The organism is Streptomyces sp. NPDC021224, assembly GCF_044332905.1.
Classification (GTDB): domain Bacteria; phylum Actinomycetota; class Actinomycetes; order Streptomycetales; family Streptomycetaceae; genus Actinacidiphila.
In genome coordinates this window covers 268,886-288,733 of sequence record NZ_JBIRPW010000004.1, presented here as the reverse complement: position 1 = coordinate 288,733, position 19,848 = coordinate 268,886, and the positions used below count along the sequence as shown (strand labels likewise).

The window sequence follows — 19,848 nt, the reverse complement described above, 5'->3', positions numbered from 1 at the left end:
CAGTGGAACCCTCACCCCGGGAAGGGGCTCAGCACGGGTCCCGCCAAGCGTCCAGCGACAAGCGCTTCCGCATGGAGCTGAATCCCCGCTTCCGTGCGTCGGGGCAGAACTGGTCGGTCCGCAGGTCGTACTCCACGTGGAAGACGGGCTTCCCGGCGGCGATGAACGGCGCCAGCCGCTCGCACTCGCCGTACTGCGCGCACTGTTCGTCGACGGAGAAGTCGAAGTCGGGGAGCAGGTCGGGCACTTGGCCGAGGTCGTTCTTGAGGGCGACGGACAGGCCGCGGTCGTGGGCGAGGGAGGAGATCATGCGGTTGTAGGCGAGTTGGTCGGCGGCGGTGAGGGGGAAGCCGGTGGTGTTGGTGTAGCCGTCGAGGAGGTCGGGTTCGACGGCGTCGAAGCCTTTGGTGCGGCACATGTCGAAGCGGGCCGCCATGAGGGGGCGGAGCCGGTCGAGGGCGCGGATGTCGAGCCAGCGTTCGCCGTCCCAGCCGTCGCCGCGGCCGAGCAGGGCGGTGGGGAAGTTCTTGGCGTCGGGCCGGAAGGATTCCCACGCGCCCGCGTTGACGTAGCAGATGACGTGGCGTCCGGCGGTGTGCAGCCGGGTGACGGCGGCGGTGTCGTTCTCGAAGCCGTCGATGTCGTAGACGGGTACGTCGACGCTCGTGTCGAGCGTGCCGCTGAGCTGCCACTGCCAGGCGACCCCGGGCCGCGGCTGCCACCGCCCGGCCGCGGCCCGGTCGCCGGGCCGGTCGGGCCGGTCCGCCCGGTCCGGCCCGCCACCCGTGGTGCATCCGGCGAGGAGCACCAGCGCGGCGGCGAGCCAGGCCAGCGGTCGGCGGGTCATGCGGCTTCCGCGGCGGCGGGGGAGTGCTGCCAGGGGTTGGGCGGGGTGCCGGGCACGGCGCAGTGGACTCCGGCGCCGCGGCGGGCGGCGGTGCGGGCCACGGCGCGGGCGGCGGCGTCGCCGGGGACGTCGTAGACGAGGTGGCAGAAGCGGGCCGGGGGGTGGGCCGCGGTCCAGTGCGGGACGGCCGCGGCGGCGTAGTCCGTCCAACTGCCTTCGTAGGTGACGATCAGGTCGGCGATGCCGGTGTAGGCGGGGTCGGGGTGCACCCCGGGGTTGAGGACGACGGCGGGGGCGCCGCCGAGCCGTGCGGTGTGGGCGAGCCGCCGGTAGTAGGGCAGGCGGTCGCGGCCGGTGGCGGCGCGGTCGAGGAAGACCCCGCCGACGCCGTACCACTCCCGGTGCAGCAGGACGTCGCGCGCGGCGTCCTGCACGGGCCGGGTGGCGTAGTCGGTGTCGACGTAGCCGAACAGCCGCACCCCGGCGGCCCGCAGCCGCCTGGCCGCCGCGGCGAAGGCCCGGTCGGGTGTGCCGCGGCCGGGCCCGTCGGCGATGTTGAGCACCACCCCGTGCAGCCGGTCGGCGGTGTGCTCCAGCGCGCGCCAGGCGCCGGGGTCGACGGCGGGGTGGACGTACAGCGGCACCAGCAGTGTGCCGGTCGGGTGGTCGGGGGTGGGTGTCACGGGCGGGCTCCGGCGGGGGCGGGGGTGGCGGCCCGGCTGAGGGCCGCGAGGGAGTCGTGGAGGGTGCGGGTGGGGCGCCAGCCCAGCGCGGTGGCGGCCAGCGACACGTCCGCCTGTACCCAGGAGACCGCGGCGGAGCGTTCGGAGCCCGTGCCGGACTCGTCGACGCGGCCGGTGAAGCCGCACCGCACGGCCAGTTCGGCGGCCAGGTCGCGCACCGGGGTCGCGACGCCCGAGCCGATGTTGAGCACCGGGGGGAGCGGGCCGGGCGCGGTGGCGGCCAGTGCCACCGCCTCGGCCACGTCCGCCACGTCCACGAAGTCACGGTACGCGCCCAGGTCGCCGGTGCGGACGACGCCGTCCGGCGGCGCGCCGCGGAAGGCCGCGGCGAGCCGTCCGGGCAGGCCGGACACGGGGGCACCGGCCCCGACCGGGTTGAAGACCCGCAGGGCCACGGCGTCCAGGCCCGATCCGGTCACCGCGAGGGTGCCGGCCAGTTTGGTCGCCCCGTAGACCCCGGCGGGGCGGGCCGGTGCGGTCTCGGCGAGCGGTTCGCCGGGCAGGCCGGGCCCGTACTCGCCCGCCGAACCCAGGTGCACCAGGCGGGCGTTCGGCACGGCGGCGGACATCGCCTCGGCGAGCGCGGCCGCGCCCCGCGCGTTGACGGCGGCCAGGGTGCTGGCCGGGCCCGCGGCCAGGCCCGCGCAGTTGACGACGGCGTCGGGGCGCAGCCCGCCGAGCGCGGCGGCGAGCAGATCGACCGGTACGGAGCCGAGGTCCACCCCGAGGTCGGGCGCGGGCCCTTCGGCGGGGGCCGCGCGGCGGCTGCCGTGCAGCACCGTCACGCCGGGTTCCGCCGCGAGGCGGGCGGCGACCGGCCCGCCGAGGAAGCCGCGGGCGCCGAGCACCAGGATCCTGCGCACGGCGCTCACGCCCCCTTCAGCAGCAGCGGGCGCAGGCTGCTGAATTCTGCGTTGGCCCGGTCGTAGTCGTCGGGGCGCCCGATGTCGAGCCAGTAGCCCTCGAACTCGTGGGCGCGCGGCGGCTGTCCGGCGGCCAGCAGGTCGAGGACGACCTCGTCGAAGCCGAGCGGCAGGCCCGCGGTGAAGCGGTCGAGCGTGCTCCGGGAGACCCCGTAGACGCCCATCGACACGCGGTAGTCCATGCTCGGCTTCTCGGTGAAGCCGACGACCTGGCCCTCGTCGGTGGTGAGCACCCCGAAGTCGATGGTGACGCTGCGCGGGTAGGTGGCGATGGTCAGCGGCGCCCCGGAGGCGCGGTGGCCGTGCAGCAGTTGCCCGAAGTCGAGGTCGGTGAGGATGTCGCCGTTCATCACGAGGAAGTGCTCGGGCAGGTGGTCGCGCATCGTCAGCAGCGGGCCCATGGTGCCGAGCGGGCTGTCCTCGGTGGTGTAGCCGACGTCGAGGCCCCACTGCGACCCGTCGCCGACGTAGGCGCGGATGATGTTGCCGAGATGGCCGATGGCGATCGTGCAGCTGCGGAATCCGGCACCGGCCAGCTGCCGGAGCACGATCTCCAGGATCGCGTGGCTGTCGCCGATCGGGACGAGCGGTTTGGGCAGGGCGGTGGTGTACGGGCGCAGCCGTACGCCCTTGCCGCCGGCGAGGATGACAGCGTGCATGGTGGTTCCCCCCAGGGGTGGTGGTTCGTCACGTGAGATGACGGAGCGTCAGACGTTGTAGGCGGCGGTGCGGTAACGGGCCAGGTGCGCGGGGTCGTGGAAGAAGTCGACGGTGCGGGCGAGGCCCTCGTCGAGGCGGTGCGCGGGCGCCCAGCCGGTCGCCGCGCGCAGCCGGGTCGCGTCGCACACCAGCCGCATCACCTCGGAGCCGGACGGGCGCAGCCGCTGCGGGTCCTCCAGCACGGCGAGGTCGGCGTCCATCAGCGTGCCGATGAGCGTGACGAGTTCGCCGACCGAGATCTCACCGCCCGTGCCGGCGTTGAAGGTCCGGCCGACGACGCGTTCGGCCGGTGCGGTGCCGACCGCGAGGAAGGCGGCGGCGGTGTCCTTGACGAAGAGGAAGTCCCGGGTGGGGCGCAGGTCGCCGAGCGTCACCGTCCGCTCCCCGGCGGCCACCTGCCCGATCACGGTCGGGATCACCGCTCGCATCGACTGCCGCGGCCCGTAGGTGTTGAACGGCCGCAGCGTCACCACCGGGGTGCCGAAACTGGCGTGGTAGCTGTCCGCCAGCCGGTCGGCGGCGGCCTTGGACGCGGCGTACGGGGACTGGGTGCGGATCGGGTGGTCCTCGGTGATCGGTACGGTCTGCGCGGTGCCGTACGTCTCGCTCGTGGAGGTGTGCACGAGCCGCGCGACGCCCGACTCCCGTACCGCTTCGAGGACGTTGAGGGTGCCGGTGACATTGGTGTCGACGTAACTGCGGGGCGCGCGGTAGGAGTACGGGATCGCGATGAGCGCGGCCAGGTGGTAGACGGTGTCGCAGCCCGCGACCAGCTCGCGCACCGACCCCGGGTCGCGGACGTCGCCCATCACCACCTCGACGCACGCCCGCACATCGGCCGGCAGTTCGTCCAGCCAGCCGTGCGACGAGAAGGAGTTGTACTGCACCATCGCCCGCACCGGGCGGCCGGCGGCGACGAGCGCCTCGACCAGGTGCGAGCCGATGAAGCCCTCGGCGCCGGTGACGGCGACGGGAGTTGCGGTGGACACGGTGGATCTCCTCGGTGGGGTCAGGGGGATTGGGCAACGGGTGGGAACAGAGGGGAGGTTCAGCGGTGGGTGGTCACGCGCGCGGTGACCGTCGTGGCGGCGGCGAGCAGGACGGCCGCGGCGCCCGCGCTCACCACGCCGAACACCGCGCCCGGCGTGCCGATGTGCGCGGCCCGCAGCGCGATCGCCGCCGCGGCGGACGCCGACAGGGTGGCGGCGGCCGTCCACGGCCGCCCGCAGGACTGCAGCAGCAGGGCCAGCCACAGCGCGCAGCCCAGCGCGAGCAGGACGCCCAGATGCGGCGCGTCCCACGCGGCCGCCCCCGGGAGCACCGCGGACTCGACGCCCGCGAGCACGGCGAGCGCGGCCGCGTAACCGCCCAGGCAGCGCGCCAGCACCCGCCACGACCTGGCGAGCAGCCGCTCGGCCACCCCGGTCGCCCGCAGCGCGCCCAGGCAGCGGCTGCGGAAGCGGAAGAGCAGCCACTCGGCCACGCCCATGCTCACGGTGAGCGCCCCCACCAGCTCCCCGGCGAGCGCCGCGCCCACCACGAGCACCCCGGCGGCCAGCCCGCCGAGCCCGAGCGGCACCGACCGCAGCAGCGGCACGGGCGCCGCGTCCCGGTCCGTGCGTGAGGGTGCGCCGTCCACGCGGCCCGCGCGCGGCCCCGCCCACCAGGCCGCCGCCACCGCCGCGGCGACCGTCGCCGACAGCAGCGCGGCCGGTACGGCGGAGGGGAGACCGGCGGTGCCGAGGGCGGCGGCCGGGAGGAGCGGCGCGAGGACGTACAGCAGCAGCCGCTCGCGGTCCAGGACGAGCAGGGCGGTCGCGGCCGCCATGTACAGCGCCTGGCCGAGCGCGAAGAGCGGCGCGGCCGGGCGGGCGGTGCCGGTCAGGGCGAGGGCCGCGCCCGCGGCGGGAAGGACGCCGAGGGCCCCGCCGGTGAGCAGGCAGCGGGCGGCGGCGCGCGGGCGGCGGGCGAGCAGCAGCAGGCCCGCCCGGTGCGCGAGGGCCTGGTTCCAGCCCCAGCTGACCAGCGCCGCGGCGGCCCAGCCCGCGACCGCCGCGCTCACCCCGAAGGGGCCCGCGGGGCCGCCCGCCCAGCGCCCGCCGAGCAGGTAGGCCACGCCGGGCAGCGCGAAGGTCAGGCCGCGCAGCACGCAGCGCGCCAGGCCCGTACGCCACGGGTCGGGCAGCGGCTCCGGCTCGGGGTAGGCGCGCGGCACCCGGGTGAAGAGGGCCTCGGCGAGGGAGAAGAGGTCGCGGTGCCCGTAGCGGCCGGTGATCTGCTCGTCCGTCAGCCCCTCGGACTCCAGCAGCGCGGCGATCTCCTCGGCGTGCGCGGCGGCGGCGCAGCCCTCGCCGAGACGCTCGGCCAGTTCCGCGAGTTCGACCTCGGCGTCACCCGCCGCCCACCCGGGCGCGGCCCGCAACCGCACGGCCCGGCCGGGAAGCTGGCCCGTGTGCAGCCGTACGGCGCCGTCGGGGGCGTCCGCGGGGGCCCGGCCCGCGTCCGGCCGTGCGCCCAGGGCCTGGGCCTCGCCCAGACGTACCGCGCCGCTCATGCCGTGCCCTCCGCGGCGGAGGGGGACGTGGGGGCGGCGGTCGGGCGCCACAGGCGCGGCAGCCAGGTCACACCGGCGTAGCTGCGGGCCGAGCGCGGCTCCGTGTCGGACAGGCCCGTGTAGATGGCGCGGAAGGACTCGACGGTCCTGCGCAGCGTGAAGCGGTCGATGACCCGGATCCGTGCCGCCTCGCCGAGCGCGGCGCGCCGGGCCGGGTCGCGCAGCAGGGCGAGGGCGGCGAGCGCCATCGCGGCCGGGTCGCGCGGCGGCACGACCAGGCCGGTGTCGCCGACCGCCTCGCGCACTCCGCCGACGTCCGTCGAGACGGTGCAGCGTCCGCAGGACATCGCCTCGATGAGGGTGAAGGGGAAGCCCTCGCTGATGCTGGAGAGCATCACCACCTGCCCGGCCGCGTACGCGGTGCGGATGTCGTCGACGCGGCCCTCGAAGCTCACCGCGCCGCCCGCGCCCAGCTCCCGCGCCAGCTCCTCGCAGCGCGCCCGGTAGTCCTCACCGCCGCGCGGCGTGCCGCCGAAGACGCGCAGCCGCGCCTCGGGTATCTCCTCGCGGACCAGCGCGAAGGCGCGGATCAGCGTCTCCAGGTCCTTGATCGGGTCGATCCGCCCGGCCCAGCTGAGCGTCGGCACCTCCGGTTCGGGCCCGGCGACGGGGAAGGCCGAGGGATCGACGCCGTTGTAGACGGTGCGGATACGGTCCGGCGCGGCGCCGCCGTGCTCCTCCCAGCGCCGGTTGTAGCGGTTGCCGGGGGTGACGAGCGCGCTGTGCCGGTAGGCCTCGCGGGCGAGCAGCCGGAAGAAGTGCAGCAGCAGCGACTTGACCGGCCAGCGGTAGGGCCCGCCGCGGTGTCCGAGGTAGCGCTCGCGCTGGTAGACGCCGTGCTCGGTGAGCAGCAGGGGGACGCCGTCGCGGTGGTGGGCGAGCAGTCCGGGCAGTGTCGCGAGTCCGCCGCTCACCGCGTGCGCCACACCGGTGGGCGGGGTGGCGGCGAGCGGGCGCAGCGCGTGCTCCAGCAGATCGGTGCCGGTCAGCGCGTCGTACTGGCTCGGGCGGGCCGCCGCCGCGTCCGTGCCCGGCCGCCGCCACAGCCGGGCCAGGGTGCGTACCGCCGCTTCGGAGCGCAGGCCCGCCGAGAGTGTGCCCGCCTCGGCCCACCCGCCGAGTTCGTGGAGCGCGGGCCCGAACAGTTCGTCGTCGCCGCTGCCCTCGGCGAGCAGCGCGGTCAGCAGCCGCTCCCACGCGGTGAGCAGTGCCCGCCGGTCGCGCCCGCGCGGCTCGCGCCCGGCGGGGGTGTCGCCCCACACCGGCAGTTCGTCCAGCGCGGTGACGTTCGGCGGGAGCTGCCAGGCGAGCGGCTCGCCGCCGGTGGCGGTGACGGCGGTGACGCGGAATTCGACGTCGGGCATCGCGCGGACCAGCTGGTCGCACCAGACGCTCACCCCGCCCGCGCTGTGCGGATACGTTCCCTCGGTCAGCAGCGTCACGTGCGCGGGACGCGCCGCGGGCAGGCCGGAAGTTGCGTGCATGACGTGGTGTCCCCCTGGACGGGTCGGGACGGGCGGGTACGGGCCGGGGCGCGAGGGCGGTGCGGGGAAGGGGCGTCGGGGCGTCCGGGCGGCGGCGCGGACGGCGGTTGTACGGGTGGGTGCGCGCGGGACGCGGATCCGCGCGCACCCGCTCAGCCGTGCGGCCGGTCAGTCGGTCGGCCGGTCAGTCGCGGGCGCTGTCGCCCGGCCCTGCGGGCACCGCGTCCGTGACGCCGCGCGGCACCGGCAGCCGTCCGGCGGGGGCGGCGAGCCGGACGGGTGTGCCCGGCGCGGACGCCGCGGCGGCGGCGGGCACGGCGGCCGCGGGCAGCGCGAGCGTCACCGCGCTCTGGAGGAGCCCCGGCGTTGCCCAGCCGGAGGTGCGGCCCGCGTACGCGGTGCCGAAGGCGGTGGAGCCCAGCAGTTGGGACTGCCGGGTGCCGGCTGGCATCGTCGCGTCGATCTGGACCCCGGAGGGCGCGCTCACGGTGACGGTGCCGCCGATCCGGTAGGCGGTCACCTTGCCGCCCTTCCACGCCGCGCTCCACGCGGCCCTGCGCTGCAGCTCGGTGGCGATGTCCGCGGTGCGCAGGTTGACCGCCGGGGTGGAGGCGGCGAACAGGCCCGCGTAGTCGCCGAGGACGCGCTCCAGCACCGGGTAGGCGATGCGGTCCTCGGCGAGGTTGGACTGGTGGACGAAGTGCGGGCGCGGGTTGTTGCCGAGCACGTGCCCGAGGTCGATGCGTGCCTCCAGCGGCACGATGTACGAGGTGTAGCCGGTCGCCGGGTCCAGCGGGGCGGGCAGGCAGGTGGAGTTGCCGGACGTGGTGCACGCGCCGCTGCCGCCCTGGGCGGTGCTGGTGTAGATCCAGTTGTACTCGTCGGTCTCCTCCTGCGCCGTGCCGGCGTTGTAGAAGACGTTCATCGGGAAGCGCGGCACGGTGACCGCGGGGCCGACCGTCCGCTGGTCGGGCTCCCGGGAGTTGTCGCTCGCGAGGTACTTCACGCCGAGCGAGCTGAGCGCCGGGGCGAGGTTGGGGTTGTCGGCGGGCTGCTGCGGCAGCACCTTCAGGCCGGAGTGCTCGCCGGTCACCAGCTCGTCGTCGTCCAGGGAGAGCCCGTGGGCGGCGGCCCAGGCGCGGTTGTCCTTGACGGCGGCGGTGATGTCGGCCCTGCTCACCCACTGGGTGGCGCCGCTCGCGGTCGTCGCGCAGCGCCACGGCACCACGGTGACGTCCTGGACGCAGCCCAGGAAGGGGTGCAGATAGGTGTGGTTGACCCAGCGGTAGGACTTCTTGTCGGCCAGCAGCCGGGTCGCGAGCGGGTCGGTGGCCGTGTCGTGGTCGGACTTCCAGTCCTCGCTGCCGCCGCCGTTGAAGACGAAGTCGAAGGTGAAGCCGTGCGCGGCCGACCACTGTTCGGCGTAGGCGGCGTCGTCCGCGGTCATCCGGATCGGGTTGTCGTCCCCGCCGGTGCCGATCGGGCAGTCGACGTCGCCCGGGGTGCAGTTGAGGGTGGGGTTCCACCGGTCGTCGGCCAGGAAGACGTCGTCGACCTGCACCTCGAAGTAGTTGCGGTCGGCGCCGAGGTGGACACCCTGCGTCATCCACTCCACGATGCCGCGCGCCAGCAGCCGGAACTGCTGCTGGTACTGGTTGTAGACGAACGGCAGCACCAGCTCGCTGCGCCCGTCGTGGGTGTACTGCCCCACCAGCACCCCGCGCCGGGTGCTGCCGGGAACGGGCGCGTCCACCAGCGTGGTGAAGGACGCCCCCGCGGCCTGGTCGGTCAGCGGCGCGGCCAGGTAGCCGTAACTCTCCGCCTGGTAGGGGTCGTTGTCCTCGAAGGGCACCGCGCCCCTGAGATAGCCGAAGTCACCGGCGGCGCCCTGGGCGGTCACCTGCCCCTGAACGCCGTCGAGTTGGCCGATGTAGCCGCCGTTCTGCGCGTAGTCCAGCCCGACCGCGGGGGAGGCGTACGTGTACGCGTCCACCTGCCGTACGCCGTACGCCGTCTCGTACGCGGCGAGCGCCGCCATCTCGGCCGAGCCCGCCCCGAAGGGGTTCTCGTTCGGCAGCACCACGGCCTGGAACTTCGCCCGCGGGCGCCCGGAGACGGTGTCGCTCAGGAAACCCGCGGTGATCACCGGGCGTCCCGGCGCCGTGAGGTCCACCGTGGTGTACGGGGTCCCCGCGCCGTCCAGTTCCGCGGTGACCGCGGCGGTGGCCGGTCCCCCGTCGTCCACCACCAGCACCCGCAGGTCCACCCGCGGGGTGACGGCCGCCGCCCGCGCCGCCGACGGCGCGAGCACCAGGCCGACCAGTGCCGCGGCGGTCGCGACCGCCGCGGCACGCACACTTCTGCCCATGAATTTCTCCCCCGGCAGCCGCCGATTCCCCATCGGCGCACTCCCACTCGCAACGGCACTTTTCCGGCCGTATGTCCGGGGACCCATGGTGGATCATCGCGCGGAGGAATTGTGACCGTCCTGCGGAGATCGTCGGCAGGCACGGAAACGCCTTGCGGGGGATTTTCCGGGCGCGGCACGCTCACCTGCGGTGTTATGAGATGTCATGCTCGCGATACATGCGGATTATCGACCTGAATGATGAATGGTCGATTGTATTTTCGAAGTGCACACGAACGGGTGAACCGTTCGATTGCAGATTCGACACGAGCATGCGGGCGCGGTGCGGTCCCGGAGGTTTCCCGGGGACGAACGGGTCCGCGATCACCCGCTTTTCCGGAGGGTCGGCCGCGCCGGTCAGTCGATCGGCGGCGGTCCCGGCTGCGGGGTCGGCTCGGGCGTCGGCGGCACGGGGGCCGGCGGTGTCGGTGACGGCGGGGTCGGTACGGGTCCCGGAACCGGATGCGGCTCGGGCGTCGGCGTCGGGTCGGGACCCGGCACCGGTTCCTCGGGCGGCGTCGGTACCGGCGGATAGGTGTCAGGGAAGGGTGTGGTCATCGCAAGCTCCATAAGTTGCGTTCCGGTCGCCCTTCGCGTACCCGGCCCCCGCGCGCCCATGCCGTCCGCGCCCCCCGGTCCGTATCCCGCGCGCCCCCTGAAGCGCCCCGCGCGCGCCCCCGTGGGGGTGAATGCCGCCCCCGGCTGCAACTGCGCCCCCGTCCCCGTGGTCCCTCCCGGCGGAAGAGACCCCGGCGGGAGGAGCGGAAGGTTGCGGGAGGACTGGGAGTGCCTGCGGGAGCCTGGCCTGGTGCACGTGGTGGTCACGGCGGGTGACGCGGCGAGCGCGTACCGCGTCTTCGACGCGCTGGTCGACCGCTTCCCCGCGGTCGGTCCGCCCGCCCGTCTCGGCGCCCCGCCGGGCCTGGTCTCCCTCGCCTTCGTGGCTCCGACGGCTCCGAGGGCTACGGAGGCCCCGACGGCCCAGGCGGCGCCGCCCGCCCCCGCGCCCCCGCCCGCCTGATCCGGGCGGCCTGCGTTCGAACGCAATGCCGCATTCGGGGCATAATGGACAACCGAGGTCCATCGCAGATACGAGCTCCCCGGAGAGTGCGTGAGCGAAAGCAAGCCGCCGGCCCGCAGCGGGTACGACCCCCGGGTCGGACCCGTCGTCGAGGCGGACCGGGCCCCGGATTCGGAGATCGGTCTCGGGGAGCGGCTCGCCCTGAACGGCATGGGCAGCTTCGACTGGGATCTGGACCGCGGCGTCTTCGAACTGGACGACGCCGCTCTGGAGGTCTTCGACCTGCGGCCCGGCGAGTACGACTCCCGCCCGGAGTCCCTCGTGCTGCGGGTCGCGCCCGAGGAGGGCGCCCGGGTGGACTACGCGCTGCGCCGCGCGCTCCAGTCGGGCATGCGCAGCTACGGCGGCTACTTCCAGATCACCCGGCGGGACGGCGCCAAGCAATGGACGCACACCCAGGGCACGATCCTGCGGGACAGCCGCGGCAACGCCTACCGCATCGTGGGCATCGTCCGGGATGCGACCGACGAGCTGGCCCAGACCCCCGACGTGCAGGCGACCGAGATGCCCGCGAGCCGGGCCGCGGACGGTGTGCGGCAGAGCCTGGCCCCGGTGGTGCGGCTGACCACCGAGGCGCTGTCCCGGGCGGTGACGGTCGAGGACGTCACCGCGGTCGTCACCGGCGCGGGCGGGCTGGAGCGGTTCGGCGCCGACGCGATGCTGCTGGCCCTCGTCGAGGGCGGCAACCTGCGGGTCCTCGGCACCACCGGTGCGCCGAACGCGTGGACCGGCGAACTCGCCGTGCGGCGCTCTGACGGGTCGCTGCCGCTGGACGACGTGGTGATGACGATGCGCTCGCGCTTCGCGTCGTCCCTGGACAAGCTGGCCGAGCGCTTCCCGGCCGCGCGCGCCTACTTCGCCGCCTCCGGGATGGCCTCCGCGGCGTTCCTGCCGCTCATCGCGCAGGGCCGTTCGATCGGCGCACTCGGGCTGTTCTACCGCGAGGAGCGGGAGTTCGGCCACGACGACCGCGAGCTGTACGCGTCGCTCGCCGCGATCGTGGCGCAGTCCCTGCAGCGCGCGATGCTCTTCGACCGCGAGCGGGAGTTCGCCACCGGGCTGCAGTCCTCGATGCTGCCGCGCGACATCCCGCGCTTCGACGGTGTCGGCATCGCGGTCCGCTACCACGCGGCCTCCCGCGGCCGGGAAGTCGGCGGTGACTGGTACGACGTGGTGGCGCTGCCGCAGAACCGCGTCGGCCTGGTCGTCGGCGACGTCCAGGGGCACGACACGCACGCCGCCGCGGTCATGGGCCAGCTGCGGATCGCACTGCGCGCGTACGCCGCCGAGGGCCACGCCCCCGCGACCGTGCTGGCCCGCGCCTCCCGCTTCCTCGCCGAGCTGGACACCGAGCGCTTCGCGACATGCAGCTACGCCGAGCTCGACCTCGCGACCGGCGCGGTGCGCGCGGTGCGCGCCGGGCACCTCGGCCCGCTGATACGGCACACCGACGGCCGCACCGGCTGGCCCAATGTGCGCGGCGGCCTGCCGCTGGGCGTGGCCACCGCCGTGGACATGCACGAGTTCCCCGAGACCCGGCTCGACCTCGTGCCCGGCGAGACGCTGGTGTTCTGCACCGACGGACTCGTCGAGGAGCGCGGCCAGGAGATCACGGTCGGCATGGACGTGCTGGCCGAGGCCGTACGGGACGGGCCGCAGGACGCCGACGGGCTCGCCGACCACCTCGCGGGCAACCTGTGGGAGCGCTGGGGCTCGCAGGACGACGTGGCGCTGCTGGTGGTGCGCCGCGATCCGGACCCGGGCACGGGCCTGGCGCCGCGGATGCACTCCTACGTCCACCAGGCCGACCCGGAAGGGCTGGCCGAGGCGCGCGGGGCGCTGCGCCAGACGCTCGCCGGGTGGCGGATGTCCGACCTGGCCGACGACGTGGAGCTGGCGGCCGGCGAGCTGCTGGTGAACGTCCTGCTGCACACCGAGGGCGGCGCGGTGCTGACGCTGGAGGTGCTGCCGGAGCCGGTGCGCCGGATCCGGCTGACGGTGCAGGACCGCTCCAGCGCATGGCCGCGCCGCCGCTCGCCGGGTGAGGCGGCGACGTCCGGCCGCGGGCTGCTGATGATCGACGCGCTGTCCGTCCGCTGGGGCGTCGAGCCGCGCGGCGACGGCAAGGCCGTGTGGTGCGAGTTCGGCCCCGCGGAGGATCTGGCGGCGGACCGGACGGCGGACCGGACGGCGGAGGAGTCCGGGACCGGGGAGCGGGACGGGCGCGGCCCGGACGGCGGCTGACCGTCCGGGCCGCGGGTGGCGCGGTTCCGCTCAGTTCACGGTGAGCGCGGTGTCGTCGATGACGAAGGACGTCTGGAGCTTGGAGCCCTCGGTCCCGGTGAACTTGACCGTGACCGTCTGGCCCGCGTAGGCGCTCAGGTCGAAGGAGCGCTGCGTGAAGCCGGAGGCCGCCTGGACGTTGGTGTACGTCGCGAGCGTGCTCAGCACGGTGCCCGAGGAGTTGAGCACCTGGGCCGTGAGGGTGTCGTAGGCGGTGCTGCCGGTCTCGGCGGTGTCGATGTGCAGGTAGAAGCTCAGCTGCGCGGAGCAGCCCGCCGGGATGGCGGCCGACTGGGAGAGCGTGTCGGTGGTCGCGGTGCCGTAGCCGTCGAGCCAGGCCTTGTACGAGCCGCTGTGCGCCGCCTCGCCGCTGTCGTTGTTGATCACACCGCTGGACGCCGACCACGACGAGGCGCCCGACTCGAAGCCGGGGTTGGCCAGCAGCTGGCGGGAGGTGCAGGTGCCGCCGCCGGTCGGAGGCGTGGTCGGGGGAGTGGTCGGCGGGGCGGTCGTGGTGCCGCCGGAGCCGGACAGCCACGCCGTGGCGTTGAGCGCGAGTGCCGCGTCGGTGCCCGCGGGGTCGTTCCAGCCGTCGTAGAGGGTGTTGCCGGACTGGCCGGTGCCGTCGTCCACGGGGGAGCTGTCGCCCCAGATCGCCACCCGGCCGCTGCCGAAGGTGCTGGTGGCGAAGAAGGCACCGGTGTTGCCGGAGTAGCCGGTCCGGTAGAGCAGGCCCTTGACCGCGGAGTTGTCGGACGGGTTGAGCGTGAAGGTGGTGCCGTCGCGCAGGATGCTGCCGGTCACCGTGCCGAACGGGCCGTGCAGCACCGGGTCGGAGGCGTTGCTGACCGCCCGCGGGTTGTCGGTGCTGATGTCGAGCTTGTCGACGGTGAAGCCGAACGGGTCGGTGTTGTCGACGCCGTTGTTCGTCAGCAGGTCGCTGATGACGCAGGGCGAGTCGCAGCCGTCGTTGTTGCGGTCGCTGTTGTTGTGGTCGGAGATCAGGAACAGCCCGCCGCCGTTCTTGACGAAGTTCATGACCGCGGTCTTCTCCGCGGCGGTGAGCTTCACGTTGGGCTCGGGCAGCACGAAGGTGTCGAAGTTGCTCAGGTCCTGCGCGTTGCTGCTGTTGCCGTAGGTGATGGTGCGGCCGGACGGCAGGGTCGCAAGGCTGTAGCCGCCGGCCTTCTGCAGGGCCACACCCCACGAGGACAGCGCGCCGGTCCAGTCGGTCTCCTTGCTGGGCGAGCTGTTCTGGCCGAGCGGGTCGGGCTGGCTGGTGCTGATGATCCAGTCGGCGTTGCCCGCCGTCTCCGCCTTGGTGTTGTCGAACAGCACCCGGTGCGTGGTCGCGGCGGCGGCCGCGGCGCTGTCCGGTGCGGCCTGCGCGCTGCCGGTGGCGACACCGGCCGCGGCCAGGGCGGCGGCGCCCAGGAACGCGGTCGCGGCGAGCGCCGCCCTGCGGCGCGGGTTGGGGTTACGTGTGCCGGGCATCCGTCAACCTCCAGGTGGGGGGCGGTGGGTGGGGGTGCGGGGAGCGAGCTGCGGAAGAGATTCTGCGCGCGTAGATGTGGTGACTGATGTGGCGTGCGTTACCGGTGAATGAACGCTGCCGGTCGGCTCCCCGCCGCCGCAGGCAGACCGTGGGCGATTCACCCGCACGGGCGACCGGCGGGCCGCCCGGTTGCGCCGGGCGGGTGCCGTCGGCCGCCGTCCGGGCCCGGCTGGGAGTGGCGGGCGGCGGCAGCGGGAAGGATGGCGGCACCGCCGCATGGACCGCCTCCGCGCGGGTACCCGCGCCTGGTGGGCGCCCGCTCGCCGCGCCCGCCCGGTCAGGCCCGCGGCAGGAGGAGGAGCAGCATGCCGATCGCCACCGTGAACCCCGCGACAGGGGAGACGGTCCGTACCTTCGACGCCCTGGACGCGGCCGGGGTCGAGCAGCGGATCGCCACCGCGTACGACACCTTCCGGGAGTGGCGGACGACCGGGTTCGCCCACCGGGCCGGGCTGATGCGCGCGGCGGCCGACCTGCTCGACAAGGAGCAGGACGACATCGCCCGCACCATGACGCTGGAGATGGGCAAGACGCTGGCCGCGGCCCGCGCCGAGGCGGCCAAGTGCGCCAAGGCGATGCGCTGGTACGCGGGGCACGCCGAGGCGCTGCTCGCCGACGAGCACCCGGACACCGCCGACGTCGCCGACAGCGGCGGGAGCCGCGCGTACGTCCGCTACCGCCCGCTGGGCGTGGTGCTCGCGGTGATGCCGTGGAACTTCCCGCTCTGGCAGGTGGTCAGGTTCGCCGCCCCCGCGCTCATGGCGGGCAACACCGGGCTGCTCAAGCACGCCTCCAACGTGCCGCAGACTGCCCTCTACCTGGGCGACCTCTTCCACCGCGCGGGCTTCCCCGCGGGCTGCTTCCAGACGCTGCTGGTCGGCTCGGGTGCGATCGAGGCGGTGCTGCGCGACCCGCGGGTGGCCGCCGCGACCCTGACCGGCAGCGAGGGCGCCGGGCGCGCGGTCGCCTCGGTGGCGGGCGACGAGGTCAAGAAGACGGTGCTGGAGTTGGGCGGCAGCGACCCCTTCGTGGTCATGCCGTCCGCCGACGTGGACCGCGCGGTGGAGGTCGCGGTGACCGCCCGGGTGCAGAACAACGGCCAGTCCTGCATCGCCGCCAAGCGCTTCATCGTGCACGCCGACGTCCACGACCGCTTCGCCGAGCGCTTCACCCGCGCCATGAGCGCGCTGCGCGTCGGCGATCCGACGAGCCTGTCCACGGACGTCGGCCCGCTGGCCACCGAGCAGGGCCGCACCGATCTGGAGGAGCTGGTCGACGACGCGCTGGCGCGGGGCGCCGAGGCGCTGTGCGGGGCCCGCCGCCCCGAGGCACAGCCGGACGGCTGGTTCTACGAGCCCACGGTGCTGTCCGGGGTGACGGAGGCGATGCGCATCCACCGCGAGGAGGCCTTCGGGCCGGTGGCGACCCTCTACCGGGTGCCCGACCTGGACGCGGCCGTGGCGCTGGCCAACGACACGCCGTTCGGGCTCAGCTCCAACGTCTGGACGCGCGACGAGGCCGAGCAGCGCCGTTTCGTCCGCGACCTGGAGGCCGGCGGGGTCTTCTTCAACGGGATGACCGCCTCGCACCCGGCCTTCCCGTTCGGTGGCGTCAAGCGCTCCGGCTACGGGCGCGAGCTGTCCGGGCACGGGATCCGCGAGTTCTGCAACGTCACGACCGTGTGGTTCGGCCGCTGAGCCCGCCCGGCCTCGTCTTGTCATGTACATCTGCCTCCCCATGGGGCATCGGTTTCACCCATGGGGAGGCAGAATCCTGCGGTACGTACGCCGGATCTTCACAACCGGCCGGGGCCCGCCCTCGGGCCCCGGCCGGGGTCAGGCGGTCAGGTGACCGTCCAGACGAAGGTCGCGGTGTCCGCCGCGCCCCTGCCGTCCGAGGCCGTCACGCTCACCGTGCTGGTGCCCTTCGCGGTCGGCGTCCCGGAGATCACGCCGTCCTTGCCGATCACCAGCCCCGCGGGCAGGCCCACCGCGTCGAAGGACAGCGCCGCGCCCGTGGACGAGGCCGCCGTGACCGGCAGCCGCACCGAGGTGCCCTTCGGGCCGCTCATGCCCGCCGGGTTGGCCACGGTCACCGACGCCTTGGCGGTGGCCGCCGCGTCGACCGTCTTCGCGCTCATCGCGGTCGCCACGTTCAGCGTCCCCGTCAGCGGCAGGTTCCGCGACGAGTCCCCGACCATGATCTGGTACGCGCCCGCCGCCGTCGTCCAGGACGACGACGAGGTGTTCCAGTACGCCAGGTCGTGCGCGCTCACCGTGAACGTCACCTTCGCGCTCGCCCCCGGCTGGAGGTCCACCCGCGAGAAGCCCTTGAGCTGCTTGGCGGGCTCGCCCGTGGAGGCCGGGTCGCCGACGTAGAGCTGGGCGATCTCGGCGCCCGCCCGGCTGCCGGTGTTGGTGACGGTCGCGCTGACCGTCGCGTTGCCGCTGCCGTCCAGCGCGCCCACCTGGAGCCCCGAGAAGGAGAACGAGGTGTAGGACAGGCCGAAGCCGAACGGGAAGAGCGGTGCGATGTTCTGCGCGTCGTACCAGCGGTAGCCGACCTTCAGGCCCTCGCTGTACTGCACGTTGCCCTGGCCCGGCCACTGCGCCGCGGTGTGCGCCGGCACGTCGTTCAGTGAGGCGGGGAAGGTCACCGGCAGCTTGCCGGACGGGTTGACGTCGCCGAACAGCAGCGCCGCCAGCGAGTTGCCGACCTCCTGGCCCGCGTACCACTCCTCCACGACGCCCTTGACCTGGCCGAGCCACGGCATGGTGACCGCCGAGCCGGTGTTGAGGACGACGATCGTGTTGGGGTTGGCCGCGGCGACCTGCTGCACCAGCGCGTTCTGGTTGTTCGGCAGGTCGATGTTCGCCTGGTCGGTGCCCTCGTTCTCGCCGTAGCCGACGCACACGACCGCCACCTTCGCCGCCCGCGCCGCGGTCACGGCCGCGTTGACGTCCGTGCCGTCGTTGTACGTCACCGAGGCGCCCGTGCCGGCCCGCTTCTTGATCGCGTCGATCGGCGCGACCGTGCCCGAACTGGTCGAGGTGGCGCTGCCGCCGCCGACGCTGCGCACGCCCGCGCCGCCGTCCGGGCCGATGACCGCGATCGAGGTGGCGTTGGCGCCCGCGAGCGGCAGCACGTTGCCGTCGTTCTTCAGCAGCACCGAGCCCTGCTCGGCGACCTGCCGCGCGGTGGTCTGGTGCGCCGCGCTGGTCACGACCGAGTCGCGGTTGCCGGTCTTGTGCTTCTCGAAGATCCCGAAGGCGAACATCTGCGTCAGCACCCGGGTGACCATCGTGTCCAGCGTCGCCTGGCTGACCTGCCCGGCGGCCACCGCCTGCGCCAGGAAGTCGGCGTAGAAGTAGCCGCCCGGCATCTCCACCGTCATGCCGTTGTTGGCCGCGTCCACCGTCGAGTGCGCGCCGCCCCAGTCGCTGGTGACGAAGCCGTTGAAGCCCGCCTCCTGGTAGAGGCCCTTCTTCAGCAGGTCGGCGTTCTGGCACGCGTACACGCCGTTGACGGTCGAGTAGGCGCACATCACCGACGCCGACGCGCCCTTGCTCACCGCCGCCTGGAAGGCCGGCAGGTAGATCTCGTGCAGCGTGCGCTGGTCGACGATCGCGTTGTCGGCCGGCCCGTTGCGGTTGGTCTCCTGGTTGTAGACGGCGACATGCTTGGCCTGCGCCATCACCCCCTGGCTCTGCATGCCCTGGATGCTCGCGGTCGCCATCTGGGCGCTCAGGTACGGGTCCTCGCTGTACGTCTCGAAGGCCCGGCCCCAGCGCGGGTCGCGCACGATGTTCATCGTCGGGCCGAGCGCCACGTCCACGCCCTTGCCCGCGAACTCGTTGCCGGCCACCGTGCCGTAGCTCTTCTGCAGCGCGGTGTCCCAGGTCGCCGCGGACGACACCGCGGACGGCAGCTGCGTCACCCCGCCGAAGCCGTCGCCGACCCCGCTGGGCCCGTCGTGGTAGCCCATCGCCGGGATGCACAGCGACGCGATCGGGTCGGTGTTGCCGATGTACGGGTACGCCTGGCCGTTGCCGTGCAGCATCGTCAGCTTCTGCGTCTGCGTCATGTGCGACAGCACCTGCGCCACCCGGTCGGCGACCGGCGCGGTCGAACCCACCCACGGGCACACGCCGTTGCCGCCGTCACCGCCCGTGCCGCCGCCGGGCGGCTCGGTCTCCCCGCCGCCGGGCGAGAGGACCTGCACCTCCCACAGGGAGTAGCCCCACTGCGTGGCGCGCTGGGTGCCGTAGACCCGCACGTAGCGGGTGTGCGCGGTGAAGTCGTGGGTCTCCACGCCGCCCTTGCCCGCGGTGGTGGAGTAGGCGGTGCTCCAGTTGGTGCCGTCGGCGGACGTCTGGATCTGGTACGCCGTGCCGTACGCGGCCTCCCAGTTGAGCGTCACCCCGCACACGTCCTGGGCCGAGCCGAGGTCCACCTGGATCCACTGAGGGTCGGACGCCGCCGAGGACCAGCGGGTGCCGGCGTTGCCGTCGAAGGCCGCCGACGCCGGGAAGGTGCCGGCGTCCTGCGTGGAGGAGGCGGTGGCCGGCTTGCCGGTGGCCGCGCCGGAGTTGCCGCACGCGCCCGGTGTGGTGCCGCCCCCGCCGGTGGTGCCGCCGGTGCCGCCGCCCGAGCTGCCGCCGTAGACCTGGAACTCCCACAGCGAGTAGCCGTACTGGGTGGCGCGCTGGGTGCCGTACACCCGGACGTAGCGGCCGGTGCCGGTCACGTTCAGTGACTGGTTGCCGCCCGTCGCGGTGGTGGTGGAGTACACGTTCGTCCACGCGCTGCCGTCCGCGCTGACCTGGATCTGGAAGGCCTTGGCGTAGGCGGTCTCCCAGTGCAGGTCCACCCGGCTGACGGGCTGGCTGGAGCCCAGGTCCACCTGGATCCACTGCGGGTCGGTGAAGCCGCTGGACCAGCGGGTGCCGTCGTCGCCGTCCACCGCGGCCGACGCGGGGGTGCCGGCGTTCTCGGCGGAGGACGCGGTCGCGGGCTTGCCCTGCGAGAGCAGGACCGGGTCGGCGGCGTGCGCGATACGCGGCGCCGCGACCAGCGCCAGCGCCATGACCAGGACGAAACCGACGAGGGCGGCGAGCCGGGCCTGCGCGGCGGACGGCCCTCTGCGGGCGGACGGTGGGGGAGTGCTGTACGGGGTGTGCAGCATGGGGAA

Annotated in this window: 13 protein-coding genes; 3 read left to right on the top strand and 10 right to left on the bottom strand. The window is 74.2% G+C overall.

The features are described from left to right. Nucleotides 1-28 precede the first annotated feature (28 nt). From ACH4PY_RS12910 to ACH4PY_RS12875, 8 genes are all read right to left on the bottom strand, one after another. Nucleotides 29-847 carry an endo alpha-1,4 polygalactosaminidase gene (locus tag ACH4PY_RS12910; RefSeq protein ID WP_398180043.1) on the bottom strand — a complete coding sequence of 273 codons (819 nt, stop codon included), beginning with the start codon at nucleotides 845-847 and terminating at the stop codon, nucleotides 29-31. Continuing rightward, a complete protein-coding gene (locus ACH4PY_RS12905) occupies nucleotides 844-1,530 on the bottom strand; it encodes a spherulation-specific family 4 protein (protein ID WP_398180040.1) in 687 nt (228 codons plus the stop codon). The genes ACH4PY_RS12910 and ACH4PY_RS12905 overlap by 4 nt, the downstream gene beginning before the upstream one ends. Further along, a complete protein-coding gene (locus ACH4PY_RS12900; protein WP_398180037.1) occupies nucleotides 1,527-2,462 on the bottom strand; it encodes an NAD-dependent epimerase/dehydratase family protein in 936 nt (311 codons plus the stop codon). The genes ACH4PY_RS12905 and ACH4PY_RS12900 overlap by 4 nt, the downstream gene beginning before the upstream one ends. Next, nucleotides 2,459-3,172: a nucleotidyltransferase family protein gene (locus ACH4PY_RS12895; protein WP_398180034.1), complete on the bottom strand. Its 714-nt coding sequence runs from the start codon at nucleotides 3,170-3,172 to the stop codon at nucleotides 2,459-2,461. The genes ACH4PY_RS12900 and ACH4PY_RS12895 overlap by 4 nt, the downstream gene beginning before the upstream one ends. 48 nt (nucleotides 3,173-3,220) lie before the next feature. Further along, the gene (locus ACH4PY_RS12890) at nucleotides 3,221-4,222 is read right to left on the bottom strand and encodes an SDR family NAD(P)-dependent oxidoreductase (RefSeq protein WP_398180031.1); all 1,002 of its coding nucleotides are present in this window, start codon (nucleotides 4,220-4,222) and stop codon (nucleotides 3,221-3,223) included. A gap of 59 nt (nucleotides 4,223-4,281) precedes the next feature. Then, nucleotides 4,282-5,787, bottom strand: a complete 1,506-nt coding sequence (locus ACH4PY_RS12885; RefSeq protein ID WP_398180028.1) for a hypothetical protein — start codon at nucleotides 5,785-5,787, stop codon at nucleotides 4,282-4,284. Continuing rightward, nucleotides 5,784-7,331, bottom strand: a complete 1,548-nt coding sequence (pelF, locus tag ACH4PY_RS12880; protein ID WP_398180025.1) for a GT4 family glycosyltransferase PelF — start codon at nucleotides 7,329-7,331, stop codon at nucleotides 5,784-5,786. The genes ACH4PY_RS12885 and pelF overlap by 4 nt, the downstream gene beginning before the upstream one ends. Before the next feature lie 184 nt (nucleotides 7,332-7,515). Next, a complete protein-coding gene (locus tag ACH4PY_RS12875) occupies nucleotides 7,516-9,699 on the bottom strand; it encodes a hypothetical protein (RefSeq protein WP_398180022.1) in 2,184 nt (727 codons plus the stop codon). 808 nt (nucleotides 9,700-10,507) lie between these two features. Between ACH4PY_RS12875 and ACH4PY_RS12870 the strand changes: the two genes are divergently transcribed. Both ACH4PY_RS12870 and ACH4PY_RS12865 read left to right on the top strand, forming a co-directional pair. Beyond that, entirely contained in the window at nucleotides 10,508-10,759 is a 252-nt protein-coding gene (locus tag ACH4PY_RS12870; protein ID WP_398180019.1) for a hypothetical protein, read from the top strand. A gap of 90 nt (nucleotides 10,760-10,849) precedes the next feature. Beyond that, nucleotides 10,850-13,063 (top strand): SpoIIE family protein phosphatase, encoded by a 2,214-nt coding sequence (locus ACH4PY_RS12865; RefSeq protein ID WP_398180016.1) that lies wholly within the window; start codon nucleotides 10,850-10,852, stop codon nucleotides 13,061-13,063. A gap of 30 nt (nucleotides 13,064-13,093) precedes the next feature. On the opposite strand, the gene ACH4PY_RS12860 is transcribed toward ACH4PY_RS12865, so the two are convergent. Continuing rightward, nucleotides 13,094-14,596, bottom strand: coding sequence for a hydrolase (locus ACH4PY_RS12860; protein ID WP_398180014.1), 1,503 nt, complete (start codon nucleotides 14,594-14,596; stop codon nucleotides 13,094-13,096). Between the two features lie 366 nt (nucleotides 14,597-14,962). Between ACH4PY_RS12860 and ACH4PY_RS12855 the strand changes: the two genes are divergently transcribed. Beyond that, complete coding sequence (locus ACH4PY_RS12855) at nucleotides 14,963-16,354, top strand: NADP-dependent succinic semialdehyde dehydrogenase (protein WP_398180011.1); 1,392 nt, start codon at nucleotides 14,963-14,965, stop codon at nucleotides 16,352-16,354. A 146-nt stretch (nucleotides 16,355-16,500) separates the two neighbouring features. On the opposite strand, the gene ACH4PY_RS12850 is transcribed toward ACH4PY_RS12855, so the two are convergent. Continuing rightward, nucleotides 16,501-19,842, bottom strand: a complete 3,342-nt coding sequence (locus ACH4PY_RS12850; RefSeq protein WP_398180008.1) for a glycoside hydrolase family 3 C-terminal domain-containing protein — start codon at nucleotides 19,840-19,842, stop codon at nucleotides 16,501-16,503. Nucleotides 19,843-19,848: the final 6 nt, after the last annotated feature.

What these genes read in the sequence shown, in the direction of transcription:
- ACH4PY_RS12910 (WP_398180043.1), bottom strand. Translation starts at nt 847, where the DNA reads ATGACCCGCCGACCGCTGGCCTGGCTCGCCGCCGCGCTGGTGCTCCTC.
- ACH4PY_RS12895 (WP_398180034.1), bottom strand. Translation starts at nt 3,172, where the DNA reads ATGCACGCTGTCATCCTCGCCGGCGGCAAGGGCGTACGGCTGCGCCCG.
- ACH4PY_RS12885 (WP_398180028.1), bottom strand. Translation starts at nt 5,787, where the DNA reads ATGAGCGGCGCGGTACGTCTGGGCGAGGCCCAGGCCCTGGGCGCACGG.
- pelF (WP_398180025.1), bottom strand. Translation starts at nt 7,331, where the DNA reads ATGCACGCAACTTCCGGCCTGCCCGCGGCGCGTCCCGCGCACGTGACG.
- ACH4PY_RS12875 (WP_398180022.1), bottom strand. Translation starts at nt 9,699, where the DNA reads ATGGGCAGAAGTGTGCGTGCCGCGGCGGTCGCGACCGCCGCGGCACTG.
- ACH4PY_RS12860 (WP_398180014.1), bottom strand. Translation starts at nt 14,596, where the DNA reads ATGCCCGGCACACGTAACCCCAACCCGCGCCGCAGGGCGGCGCTCGCC.
- ACH4PY_RS12855 (WP_398180011.1), top strand. Translation starts at nt 14,963, where the DNA reads ATGCCGATCGCCACCGTGAACCCCGCGACAGGGGAGACGGTCCGTACC.
- ACH4PY_RS12850 (WP_398180008.1), bottom strand. Translation starts at nt 19,842, where the DNA reads ATGCTGCACACCCCGTACAGCACTCCCCCACCGTCCGCCCGCAGAGGG.